Annotated in this window: 12 protein-coding genes; 6 read left to right on the forward strand and 6 right to left on the reverse strand. The window is 70.5% G+C overall.

The window, feature by feature from the left end:
• Positions 1 to 37: 37 nt before the first annotated feature.
• The 3 genes from Q0W60_RS16365 (at position 38) to Q0W60_RS16375 (ending at position 2,557) form a co-directional block, all read left to right on the forward strand.
• Complete coding sequence (locus Q0W60_RS16365) at positions 38 to 997, forward strand: RluA family pseudouridine synthase (RefSeq protein ID WP_297697164.1); 960 nt, start codon at positions 38 to 40, stop codon at positions 995 to 997.
• A gap of 259 nt (positions 998 to 1,256) precedes the next feature.
• Positions 1,257 to 2,144, forward strand: a complete 888-nt coding sequence (gene rpoH, locus Q0W60_RS16370; protein WP_297697153.1) for an RNA polymerase sigma factor RpoH — start codon at positions 1,257 to 1,259, stop codon at positions 2,142 to 2,144.
• A gap of 35 nt (positions 2,145 to 2,179) precedes the next feature.
• Positions 2,180 to 2,557: a glycine zipper 2TM domain-containing protein gene (locus Q0W60_RS16375; RefSeq protein ID WP_297697154.1), complete on the forward strand. Its 378-nt coding sequence runs from the start codon at positions 2,180 to 2,182 to the stop codon at positions 2,555 to 2,557.
• Positions 2,558 to 2,584: 27 nt separating this feature from the next.
• On the opposite strand, the gene Q0W60_RS16380 is transcribed toward Q0W60_RS16375, so the two are convergent.
• Complete coding sequence (locus tag Q0W60_RS16380; RefSeq protein ID WP_297697155.1) at positions 2,585 to 3,400, reverse strand: response regulator; 816 nt, start codon at positions 3,398 to 3,400, stop codon at positions 2,585 to 2,587.
• Positions 3,401 to 3,549: 149 nt separating this feature from the next.
• Here Q0W60_RS16380 and Q0W60_RS16385 point away from each other — a divergent pair, with 149 nt between their 5' ends.
• Positions 3,550 to 4,428 carry an SMP-30/gluconolactonase/LRE family protein gene (locus tag Q0W60_RS16385; protein ID WP_297697156.1) on the forward strand — a complete coding sequence of 293 codons (879 nt, stop codon included), beginning with the start codon at positions 3,550 to 3,552 and terminating at the stop codon, positions 4,426 to 4,428.
• A gap of 47 nt (positions 4,429 to 4,475) precedes the next feature.
• Here Q0W60_RS16385 and Q0W60_RS16390 read toward each other — a convergent pair whose 3' ends face one another.
• On the reverse strand, positions 4,476 to 5,762 hold the full coding sequence (locus tag Q0W60_RS16390; RefSeq protein WP_297697157.1) for an adenylosuccinate synthase: 1,287 nt from the start codon (positions 5,760 to 5,762) through the stop codon (positions 4,476 to 4,478).
• A 93-nt stretch (positions 5,763 to 5,855) separates the two neighbouring features.
• Positions 5,856 to 6,473 carry an acyloxyacyl hydrolase gene (locus tag Q0W60_RS16395; RefSeq protein WP_297697158.1) on the reverse strand — a complete coding sequence of 206 codons (618 nt, stop codon included), beginning with the start codon at positions 6,471 to 6,473 and terminating at the stop codon, positions 5,856 to 5,858.
• A gap of 95 nt (positions 6,474 to 6,568) precedes the next feature.
• Here Q0W60_RS16395 and Q0W60_RS16400 point away from each other — a divergent pair, with 95 nt between their 5' ends.
• Both Q0W60_RS16400 and Q0W60_RS16405 read left to right on the forward strand, forming a co-directional pair.
• The gene (locus Q0W60_RS16400; RefSeq protein WP_297697159.1) at positions 6,569 to 6,988 is read left to right on the forward strand and encodes a VOC family protein; all 420 of its coding nucleotides are present in this window, start codon (positions 6,569 to 6,571) and stop codon (positions 6,986 to 6,988) included.
• On the forward strand, positions 6,985 to 7,977 hold the full coding sequence (locus Q0W60_RS16405) for a threonine/serine dehydratase (protein WP_297697160.1): 993 nt from the start codon (positions 6,985 to 6,987) through the stop codon (positions 7,975 to 7,977). Before Q0W60_RS16400 ends, Q0W60_RS16405 begins: the two co-directional genes overlap by 4 nt.
• Here Q0W60_RS16405 and Q0W60_RS16410 read toward each other — a convergent pair.
• The 3 genes from Q0W60_RS16410 to Q0W60_RS16420 form a co-directional block, all read right to left on the reverse strand.
• Positions 7,974 to 8,903, reverse strand: a complete 930-nt coding sequence (locus tag Q0W60_RS16410) for a hypothetical protein (RefSeq protein ID WP_297697161.1) — start codon at positions 8,901 to 8,903, stop codon at positions 7,974 to 7,976. The two genes, Q0W60_RS16405 and Q0W60_RS16410, sit on opposite strands and share 4 nt — an antisense overlap.
• A 63-nt stretch (positions 8,904 to 8,966) precedes the next feature.
• Positions 8,967 to 9,992, reverse strand: a complete 1,026-nt coding sequence (locus tag Q0W60_RS16415) for a glutathione S-transferase family protein (RefSeq protein WP_297697162.1) — start codon at positions 9,990 to 9,992, stop codon at positions 8,967 to 8,969.
• Positions 9,993 to 10,070: 78 nt separating this feature from the next.
• Positions 10,071 to 11,829 (reverse strand): efflux RND transporter permease subunit (locus Q0W60_RS16420; protein ID WP_297697163.1); only part of this gene is annotated, 1,759 nt, incomplete at its 5' end.

Here is an 11,829-nt window from a genome sequence, read left to right on the forward strand (position 1 = left end):
CGAGGCGGAGGAGCCGCTCGAGGCGGCGGCCGCGGACCTGCGGACGGTGGCCCTTTCGCCCGATGAGGCCGGCGAGCGGATCGACAAGGCGCTGGCGGCGCGGTTATCGGACCTCTCCCGCGCGCGGCTGCAGGCCCTGATCGCCGAGGGGAGAGTGCGTCTCGGCGGCCAGCCGCTGGCGGGCCCCTCAACCCGCGCGGCCCCCGGGGTTTACGAGATTGAGGTCCCGCCGCCGGAGCCCGCCGAGCCGAAGCCCGAGCCCATTCCGCTGAGCGTGCTGTTCGAGGACGCGGACCTGATCGTGGTCGACAAGGCCGCCGGGATGGCCGTGCACCCCGCGCCCGGCAGCGAGGCCGGCACGCTGGTCAACGCCCTGCTCGCCCATTGCGGCGCGAGCCTCGCGGGCGTCGGCGGCGTCGCCCGCCCCGGGATCGTGCACCGGATCGACAAGGACACCTCGGGCATCGTCGTCGCCGCCAAGACCGACGCCGCGCATCAGGGACTCTCGGCCCTGTTCGCCGCCCACGACATCGAGCGCGTCTACCTGGCCCTGGTCCGCGGGGCGCCCAGCCCCAAGCGAGGGACCATCGAGGGCGCCATCGGCCGCTCGCCGCACGACCGCAAGAAGATGGCGCTCGTGAAATCCGGCGGCCGCGCGGCCGTGACCCACTATCTCACCGAACGGACGTTCGGCCCGGACGCAAAGCCCTTGGCCGCCCGGCTCGCCTGCCGACTGGAGACGGGGCGCACCCACCAGATCCGCGTGCATCTGGCGTCAAAGGGCTGCCCGTGCCTTGGCGATCCGCTGTACGGCTCCGGCCCGCCCGCCGAGCCGGTGCGCCGGGCGATGGCCGACGCGGGCCTGGCGCGCCAGGCGCTGCACGCGGCGGTGCTGGGCTTCCGCCATCCCGTCACCGGCGAGGCGCTGCGGTTCGAGAGCCAGCCGCCCGCGGACATGGCCGAGCTGGAGCGACGCCTGGCGAGGCTCCCGCGCTGATTGCGCCGGATCAAGGCCGGCATGCTGGCGATCGAGCTTAACTATCAGTCCCTGTGAGAAAGCTTGCCTTGAAGGCGCCGTCATCGAGAGCTAATAATAACCAAGTAGAGCAGTCGGACATTTTCGGGTCGCCGCCTCCCCGCTCGCGACCTACCGCCGCCGCAACCCTACTCCTATCTCATAGGTTGGAGGGGGCGGGTGGTCCTGTGTGCGCCGCGCGCCACGGCCCGAAACGTCCGGGAATAAGAGGGGATGATCCATGGCCGCCAACGCGCTCGCCGTCATGTCGCCGGAAGGCGGCCTCAGTCGCTACCTGTCCGAGATCCGCAAGTTCCCGATGCTCGACAAGGACGAGGAGTTCATGCTCGCCAAACGCTGGCAGGAGCATGAGGACCCGGAAGCCGCCCACCGTCTGGTCACCAGCCACCTGCGGCTGGTCGCCAAGATCGCCATGGGCTACCGCGGCTATGGCCTGCCGATCGGCGAGGTGATCTCCGAGGGCAACGTCGGACTCATGCAGGCGGTGAAGAAATTCGACCCGGACCGCGGCTTCCGGCTCGCCACCTACGCCATGTGGTGGATCCGCGCCGCGATCCAGGAATACATCCTGCGCTCCTGGAGCCTGGTGAAGATGGGCACCACGGCGGCCCAGAAGAAGCTGTTCTTCAACCTGAGGAAGGCCAAGAGCGAGATCTCCGCGCTCGAGGAAGGCGACATGCACCCCGACCAGGTGCGCCAGATCGCCACCAAGCTCGGCGTGCTGGACGAGGAAGTGATCTCGATGAACCGCCGGCTGTCCGGCGGCGACGCCTCGCTGAACTCGCCGCTGCGGTCCGATTCCGAGAGCGAGTGGCAGGACTGGCTCGTCGACGAGCAGACGCCCAACCAGGAGCATGTGGTCGCCGAGAGCGAAGAGCGCTCGATCCGCATGGGCCTCCTGGAGGAGGCCATGGCCGAGCTCACCGACCGCGAGCGGCACATCCTGACCGAGCGGCGGTTGAGGGACGATCCGACCACGCTGGAGGAGCTCGCCTCGCAGTACGGCGTCAGCCGCGAGCGGGTGCGCCAGATCGAGGTCCGCGCGTTCGAGAAGCTGCAGAAGGCGATGCGCGCCGCCGCCGAGGCGCGCAACCTGGTCTCGGCCTGACCGGAACGAAGCCCCGGCTGGGCCGTTGCTGCGCCATGAAAAACACCGTCATGGCCGCGCTCGCGGCCGCCATCGCCCTGCCCGCCGGCAGCTTCGCCGTGTCCGCCGTCGCCCAGCCCGACTACCGCTGGCATGGCGACCACGACCAGAACTGGGACCCGGCGCGCAACTATGACCACCGCCGCCATCACGAGCGCCGGATGAGGCGCAACGACCAGGTCTGGCGCGGCAGCGACGGCCGTTACTACTGCCGCCGAAGCGACGGCTCGACGGGGCTGGTGGTCGGCGCGATCGCCGGCGGCCTGCTCGGCAACGCGATCACGCACCACGACACCTTGGGCACCATCATCGGCGCGGTGGGCGGCGGCGCGATCGGCCACTCCATCGACCGCGGCCAGGTGCGCTGCCGCTGAGCTGGCGGGACGCTTCGGACTTTCGGCTCACGCCGCCTCGGAGCTGCGCTCCTCGCGGGGCAGGTAGGCGAGCAGCGGCGCGGCGCGGGCCTGGACATCGGCGACCGTGAACGACGCGGCGTTGCGTTCCACCTCGCCCAGGTAGCGGATTAGCTCGAGGGCGGCATTGGTGAGCTTCATGTCGCCGGCCGCGGCGGCGGCCTTCTGCAACTCCTTGGCCTGGGTCTGCATGGCCCGCAGCGCCTGCGCGGGATCGCGCTCCGCCGCCCCGATCGCCGAGCGCAGGATCTTCAGCGCCTGGCCTGTGCGCGCGGCCTCCGGCGCCTTCGGGGCATCAGAGCGCCGCTTCAGCGGGCCACCGTAGTCGCCGGAGTTGAACCGCCGACGGTCGGGACCGACGTAGTCCACCGCCTCGATCCAGTCGCGCGGGTGCAGCGTCACCGCTTCCAGCCGGCGCGCGAGATCCTTTACCGTGAACGGCTTGCGGATGAACTCGTGCACCCCGGCGTCGCGCGCCGCGAGGATCGACGCCGCCGTTGCCTGGCTCGTCACCATGATCACCGGCGCATCGCGGCAGGTCAGGTTCGAGCGGCGCAGGCGGCGGGTGAAGTCGACGCCGTCGAGGCCCTCGCCGGCGAGCTCCACGAAGATCACGTCGGGCGTGACCGAGCCGGCCAGCTTGAGCGCCTTGGCGCCGCTCGCCGCGGCCCAGACCTGGCAGCGCACCATGCTGCGCATCAGCTCGCCGAGCAGCTTGGCGTTGGCTACCTGCGGGTCGACGATCAGCACCCGCTGCAACAGCGGCGCCATGGCCTGGATGGTCTTGCTGTTGCGGTCGAACAAGCCCGTCGCTCCCGTCAGCCCCATCGCTAGGGCTGCGTCGGTAAAGAGCCGGTTACGAGACCGGCGTTCCGCCGCCGCAGCGCGGCCGCTTGACGCAGCCTCGGGCGGAGGTTCGAAGTGAGCCCTTCCGAAAGTTCGAGGGCGGCGAGATGGCCAGAGCAGCGAAGGTCCTGACCGGCGGGATCTACTTCGGCGAGGGGCCGCGCTGGCATGGCGGGCGGCTGTGGTTCAGCGACTTCTACGCCCACGCGGTCAAGTCGGTCTCCGCCGCGGGCGACGTGCGCACCGAGTTCACCCTCGACGATCAGCCCTCCGGCCTCGGCTGGACGCCGGACGGCGACCTGCTGGTGGTCTCGATGACTCGACGGCTGGTGCTGCGGCGAAACACCGCCGGACAGATCCGCACCCACGCGGATCTGAATTCCATCGCCACGTGGCACTGCAACGACATGGTGGTGGACGCCGAGGGCCGCGCCTACGTCGGCAACTTCGGCTTCGACCTCGACCACGAGCTCACCGCGCGCGGCGCCGAGAGCGTCATCGCCGATCACGTCGCGGCCAAGCTCGCCCGCGTTGATCCGGACGGCAGCGTGCATGAAGCCGCCGCCGATATGCATTTCCCGAACGGGACGGTGATCACCCCCGACGGAAAGACCCTGATCATCGGCGAGACGCTGGGCGGCTGCCTCACCGCCTTCGACATCGGCGCCGATGGCGCGCTTTCGAACCGCCGCGAGTGGGCGCCGCTGCGTCCGCGCCTGCCCGACGGCATCTGCCTGGACGCCGAGGGCGCGATCTGGATCGCCAACCCGATCGCCCCGGAATGCGCCCGCATCGCCCAGGGCGGCGAGGTCAAGGAGGTGATCGCGACCGAGATGCCCTGCTTCGCCTGCATGCTGGGCGGCGAGGACGGCCGGACGTTGTTCATGCTCACCGCCCGCTCGTCGCTGCCCGGCGAAGTGGGGGTCCAGGCCCACGGCCAGATCGAGATCGCCACGGTCGACGTGGCCCACGCGGGCCTGCCGTAGTCGCCCCTCTCGCAGGCGCGCAGCGCGATGCGAGCGGCGTGGAGCGGCTAATCCGCGAAGGGGTCGCGCATCATGATGGTGTCGTCGCGCTGCGGGCTGGTGGAGAGCAGCGCCACCGGCGCGCCGATCAGCTCTTCGATGCGGCGGACATATTTCACCGCGCTCGCCGGCAGATCGCGGAAGCTGCGCGCGCCGTGGGTGCTCTCCGGCCAGCCCTCCATCTCCTCGTAGACCGGTTGCAGGGCGGCCTGGGCCTTGAGACCGGCCGGCAGATGGTCGAGCTCGCGGCCGTCGAGGCGGTAGCCGGTGCAGATCTTCAAGCGCGGCAGCCCGTCCAGCACGTCGAGCTTGGTGAGTGCGACGCCCGCGACGCCGTTCAGCGCCACCGACTGGCGGACCAGGACCGCGTCGAACCAGCCACAGCGGCGGGCGCGGCCGGTGACCGTGCCGAATTCGTGGCCCACCTCGCCGATCCGGCGGCCGATCTCGTCATTGAGCTCGGTCGGGAACGGGCCCTCGCCGACCCGGGTGGTGTAGGCCTTGACGATGCCCAGCACGTAGCCGGTGGCCTTGGCCCCGAGCCCCGAGCCCGCGGCCGCCTGCCCGGCCACGGTGTTGGACGAGGTCACATAGGGGTAGGTGCCGTGGTCGACGTCCAGCAGCGCCCCTTGCGCGCCCTCGAACAGCACCCGTTTGCCGGACTTGACGACGCGGTCGAGCAGCAGCCAGGCGGGCTGCGCAAAGTCCAGCACCTTGGGCGCGATCGCCTCGAGCTCGGCGAGCAGGGCGGCGGGATCGGCGTCGGGCAGGCCGAGCCCGCGCCGAAGGGGGGCATGGTGGGCGAGCAGGCGATCGATCTTGGCCTCCAGCGCCTCGCGGTCGGCCAGGTCGGCGACACGGATCGCCCGGCGGCCGACCTTGTCTTCGTAGGCGGGGCCGATGCCGCGGCCGGTGGTGCCGATCTTGTTGGCCGCAGCCGCCTCGCGCGCCTGGTCGAGGTCCTTGTGCAGCGGCAGGATCAAACAGGCGTTGTCGGCCAGCGCCAGGATCCTTGGCGTGATCTCGACTCCCTGGTCGCGGACCTTGGCGATCTCCTCCAGCAGGTGCCAGGGATCGACCACCACGCCGTTGCCGATCACCGACAGCTTGCCCTGCACGACGCCCGAGGGCAGCAGGGAGAGCTTGTAGGTCTGGTTTCCGACCACCAGGGTGTGGCCGGCGTTGTGGCCCCCCTGGAAGCGCACCACCACGTCGGCGCGGTTCGACAGCCAGTCGACCAGCTTGCCCTTGCCCTCGTCGCCCCACTGGGCGCCGACCACCGTCACATTGGCCATGGATACGACCCTCCAACCTGCCGGGTTGGATCACGCCCGCCCTTCGACAGGTGCTCGGCGGGGGATCGTGGATCGATTGTGCGCCGCGGCGGCTCAGCGGCCGTCCGCGCCGAGCGCGTAGATCATCCGCACGCCCGCATCGTCAAGCCCCTGGTTCTTGCCGTGGTGGAAGATCTGCCCGTTCGAGATGTGCACCCAGGAAAGCTCCGCGCTCCAGCGGGGCGTAAGGTGCGCGCCGAGCGCGATCTCGGGCTCGAACAGCACGCGCGAGCCGAAGTCGATGCGGGTCTGGAAGAGGGTCAGCCGGCGCTGGACCTCGGCCGGGGTCAGGCCCGGCGCATTGACCGGCGGCAGGTTCACCTTGCCGTCGGTATAGGCGAGGCCAAGCCCCGGGCGAAGGTAGAAGGTCCGCCCCAGCGGCAGCGGCCACGACAGGCCCGCCGCCACGAGATCCGAGGTGCGGTGGGTGTTCACCGAGACGAAGACGTGGGCCTGGGGCGCGCCGATCAGATGCAGCGCTGCGATGCGCGCCGAGCGGACCCCGAGCTCGAAATCGGCGCCGCGCTCGCGGTCGGCCGAGCCGGAACCGATCGCGTCGCCGAGGAAGCTCACGTCATGAGCATAGGCGCCCGCGAGGAGCTCGGCCGCGTTCGCCCGTCCTGCCAACGCAAGAGCGGCCAGCGCCGCCGCGGCCGCCAGTCTCAGATGCACGAATCGCCCTCCCCAGAACGGCGTTCAGCTTACCCGTGAGCGCGCTCGGCGGAAGCCCTCGCGCCGGCCTCGGCTTTTCGTCTAAGACCCCGGCCATGGACATCCCGCGCTTCCACCTGGCCTTCCCGGTCCGCGATCTCGCCGAAGCTCGCGCCTTCTATGGCAGACTGCTCGGCTGTCCGGAGGGACGCTCGAGCGAGGATTGGGTGGATTTCGACTTCCACGGCCACCAGATCGTGGCCCACCTCGCGCCCGCCGAGGTCCGCCAGACGGCCACCAACCGGGTGGACGGCGAGGACGTGCCGGTCCGCCACTTCGGCGTGATCCTGTCCCTTCCCGAATGGGAGGTCCTGGCCGAGCGGCTGGAGGCGGCGGGGACGAAGTTCATCATCCCGCCGCAGGTCCGCTTCAAGGGCCAGGCGGGGGAGCAGGCCACCATGTTCTTCCTCGATCCCTCCGGCAACGCGCTGGAGTTCAAGGCCTTCGCCGAGGATTCCATGGTGTTCGCCCGGTGAGCGGGCCGGCCGAGGTCACCTTCGCCGAGGTGGAGGCGGCGGCGCGGCGCATCGCGGGCCACGCTGTCGTGACGCCGCTCATCGAAAGCCCGGCGCTCGACGAGCGGCTGGGCTGTCGGATGCTTCTCAAGCTCGAGACTCTGCAGCGGGTCGGCGCCTTCAAGTTCCGCGGCGCGTACAACCGCCTGGTCCAGCTCTCCGCCGAAGAGCGCAAGCGCGGCGTCGTCGCTTTCTCCTCAGGCAACCACGCCCAGGGCGTCGCGCTAGCCGCCAGGCTGCTGTCCATGCCGGCGTTGATCGTGATGCCGTCGGACGCGCCTGCGATAAAGCTGGCTGCGACCCGCGGCTACGGCGCCGAGATCCGCCTCTACGATCGGCTGAAGGAAAGCCGCGAGGCGATCGCCGCCGAAGTCGCCGCCGAACGCGGGGCGGTCGTGGTCCCGGCCTTCGACGATCCTATGATCGTGGCGGGCCAGGGCACGGTCGGCCTGGAGATGGTGCGTCAGGCCGAGGCGCTGGGCGCAAAGCTCGCCTGCGTCGCCGCGTCGGCCAGCGGCGGGGGCCTGCTGGCCGGGATGTCGCTCGCGGTGAAGGCGCTCTCGCCTGCGACCGAGCTTTGGGCCGTGGAGCCCGCGGGCTTCGAGGACCTGCGCCAGTCGCTGGAGAAGGGCGCGCGGGTCACCATCAGGCCTCAGGGCCGCTCGCTGTGCGACGCCCTGGAGAGCCCGTTCCCGGGCGAGATCACCTTCCCGATCCTGAAGCGCAACCTGGCGGGCGCGGTGGCGGTGACGGATGCCGAAGTGGCGGAGGCCATGCGCTACGCCTTCACAACCTTGAAGCTGGTGGTCGAGCCTGGCGGCGCGGCGGCGCTCGCCGCCGCGCTGGCCGGCAAGCTGCCCATTCCGCCCGGCGCGACCGTCGCGCTCGTGCTTTCCGGCGCCAACGTCGACCCGGACCTCTACGCCCGGATCATCCGCGGCGAGCGCTAGACTCTCTCGCTCCGCGTGAGCTGCCGATAGATGTCGGCCAGGGGCGCAGCGAGGATCGCGTAGAACGCCGCGCCCACGAGCGAGCCGGCGATGATCCAGAGCGGGACCCACGGCAGCACCCGTCGCACCATGTCCGCCGGGTTCATGTGGAGGAAGCTCGTCAGGCCCGCGCCATGCGTCACGGCGCCCACGATCACGCCGAGCAGCAGGCCCGCGAACACCAGCTCGACCAGGAGCAGGATCACGAACACGGCCAAGCCCGTCAGGATGATCTTCAGGGCATGTCCGGCCGTCAGCTCCCAGCTCTCGCCGATCGCGAAGGTCCGGGCGTCGAAGCTGAGCGGAAGCGCGAGACAGAAGCGCGCGATCAGCCAGATCACGACCGCCGCGGCGGCCAGGATGATGACGCCGGCGACGATCCCGCCCGCCCCGCCTCCGCCGTGCTGGACCGACGTCGCGGCCGCGACGACCGACACGCCGGCCACGATGGCTGCGACCACGCACAGGATCACGAAGGCGACGTAGAGCACCGCGATCACGAGGCCCAGCCAGACCTCGCGCATGGAGAACCGCAGGTAGCCGAACCGACGCTCCTGCGGATAGAGCACCCCGCGATAGATCGCGCCCATGACCAGAGACGCGTTCACCAGGAGGCTGATCAGTGTGATGGGCTGCAGGATCGCTAGACGCGACTGCAGCCCCAGGAAGGCGCTCATATCGGGCGAGACGTGGGCGTGCTCGGCCGCCTGGCGGAGCATCTGCTGGGAGAAGCCGATCAGGTCCGGGGCCACCGCCCACAGGGCCAGCGCCGGCGGCAGAAAGCCGACCAGGATGCGCACGCCCGCCCACCAGAGGATCGCCGCCGGGTTTCGCCCGATCAGCCTGAACCCCGAAGTGATCGCCTCGCCTGCCGAGAAATCGGCCATGGCCGCCCTTCCCCCGTTTCCCGGGCGAAGGATAGGCGCCGATCTGCGGTTGCGGGAAGTCGCCTACGCCGGCTCGGCCGTGGCCATGGAACGGAGCGCGCCCGCAGTCTTCAGCAGCGGGTCCACCCGCGCGCGGGCGGCGGTCGACAGCGCCGCGTAGGCGGCGCGCAACGCCGCCAGGCACTTCACCTGGTAGCGGAACACGCCCTGGCTGTAGGGCTGGCCCCACAGCTCGACGGTGAACGTCTCCTGGCCCGCCTGGGCCGCCCGGGCGTTCGCCTCGAGGAACGGCAGGTAGATCTCGCCGGCGAGGTTCAGGAGGCCGCGCACCGCCTCGGTCGGCTCGGCGGCCGGGTCGAGCCATGCGCCCTCGATCCCGCTCGCGTCGTCGATGTTGACCAGCCAGCGCATCAGGTAGGGCGCGCGCGCCTGCATCACGTCGTGCGGGGTGGGATCGCTGCCGAGCTGGGTGAGCTGGCCGTACCAGCCGAAGTCGGCGAGCGAGGGGCGCGAGCCGAACAGGAAGCCCTCGTCGGTCGCCATCGGATCGAGGAGGTCGAAGACGCGCGCGGCGGTCGCCTCGATGAGGGCCGCGTTCTCGGGCGTGCAGCCCACCAGCGCCATGCGGCCCACCTGGCGCTCGCGGAAGACCGCGGCGGCGGCCTCGATCTGAGCCCGGCCGCGGCCCTTCAGCCGGTCGAAAGCCAGCCAGCGGCTCATCTGCGCCTGATCCCGCTCGCGAAACCAGCGGTAGTGGAACATGGCCTTGGTGCCCCACTCGTCGGCCATGTCCTCGAGCAAGCCGGCCAGGAAGGCCTGCGCCTCGTCCTCCGGCACGATGGAGCGCTCGCCCCGGTGGCGCCTCTCCAGTTCATGGATCAGCGGCGTGGAATCGTTCATGACCGTCCCGTCGGGGAAGACGATCACCGGAATCACCGGCGCCTTCACCTTGGCATAGAGCTCGGCCATCACTTCCGGCCGCGCCCCCGAGATCCAGACGTGCGGGATCCGCCGGTAGCGCAGCACCGCGCGCATCTTCATCGAATAGGGCGAGCCGAGACCCCCGTAGATCCTGTAGGGCGCGGACATCAGAGCCTCCCGTCTTGAGGGGACGGTGCGCGCTTCGTCTTTGCCTGTCATCCCGGTTTCGCGCAGCGAAGACCGGTACTAGAGCCTGTCCTCGGGCGTGGCGGCCGCAGGCGCGAGCGGCGGGGTGACGATCCGCCCGAGCTTCGGCTTCAGCCACTGCTCGAAGTCATCGACGAACTCATAGACCACCGGCACCAGCACCAGCGACAGCATGGTCGAGGTGATCAGGCCGCCGATCACCGCCACCGCCATGGGCTGGCGGAACTCCGCCCCCTTCTCCAGCGCAAAGGCCGTGGGCAACATGCCGGCGGCCATGGCCATGGTGGTCATGACGATCGGCCGGGCGCGCTCGCGGCACGCCTCGAGCAGGGCCTCGCGCTGGGAGAGCCCCGCCCGCTCGCCCTCGATGGCGTACTCGACGAGCAGGATGGAGTTCTTGGCCGCCAGGCCCAGCAGCATCAGGAAGCCGATCAGCGAGGGCACCGACAGCGACAGGTGGAACATCAGCAGGCCCAGGAACGCTCCGCCGACCGCGAGCGGCAGGGCCGAAAGGATGACCGCCGGCTTGAAGAAGGAGCGGAACAGCAGGACCAGCACGGCGAAGATCATCGAGACGCCGGCGAAGATCGCCAGGCCGAAGGAGGAGAAGAGCTCCCGCATCGCCTCCTGCTGGCCGATGTCGGCGGTCCCGACGGCCGGCGGCAGATGTCGCATGATCGGCAGCTTCTGGATGGCGGCGGTCGCCTGGCCGAGCTCGACGCCGTTCAGGCCGGCCTCGATGGTGATCTGGCGCTTGCGGTTGAGGCGCGAAATCTGGGCGGCGCCCGCCTGGAAGCCCACGTCGGCCACCTCGTCGAGACGCGTCGTGCCGCCGCTGGCTGTGGGCAGCCTCAGCCCCTCGATGCGGGTGAGGTCGACGCGCGCGTCCTCCGGCAGGCGCACGCGGATCGGGATCCGCCGCTCGCCCTGGTCCATCTTCGGCACGTTGGCGTCGATGTCCCCCACGGTCGCGACGCGGGCGATGGAGGCGATGGTGTCGGCCGAGACGCCGAGCCGGGCGGCCTCCGCGGGCTTGGGCCGGATCACCACCTCGGGTCCGGACGGCGGCACGGAAGGCCTGGGGTTCACCAGGATCGGAAGCGTCCGCATCTCGCGCTGCAGCTCCAGGGCCGCGCGGTTCAGGGCCACGGGATCGTTGCCCGAAAGGATCTGCTGCACCCCGGCCTGGCCCTGGAAATCCAGGAAGTCGACGCGGGCGTCCGGGATCTGGCGCAGCGCCATCCGGTATTTGGCGCGGATCTGATCGCCGGAAACATGCCTGTCCGAGCGCAGGAGGATGGTGGCCGTCCCGCGCCTGAGGTCCCCGCCGCCTCCGCCGCCACCGCCCGGGAAGCCTGTCGTCGCCGTCGAGCCCACCTGAACGAAGACTCCGGTGACATTGGGATCGCCTTGGAAGGCCGCGTTGATGCGCCGGGCCACCGCGCCCATGTCCGCGGCCGTCGCGCCAGGCGGGCCCTGGATGTTCACGTAGAGGTAGTCGGGGTCGCCTGCCGGCTGGAAGCCCTTGGGCAGCAGCGGCACCAGGAACACCGAAGCGAAGAAGATCAGCCCGCCGAGCACCGAGGCGACGATCCGGTGATCGAGCGCCCACTCCAGCGCCCGGCGGTAGAAGCCCTGGAACGGCCGCCTCGGATGTGGCTGCGACGTGGGCTTCATCAGATAGGCCGCCATCAGCGGGGTGAGCAGGCGCGCCACCAACAGCGAGAAGAGCACGGCCACCGAAACGGTGAGGCCGAACTCCTTGAAGAACTGGCCGGCCATGCCCTTCATGAAGCTC

This window comes from Phenylobacterium sp., assembly GCF_025934275.1.
GTDB lineage: Bacteria > Pseudomonadota > Alphaproteobacteria > Caulobacterales > Caulobacteraceae > Phenylobacterium.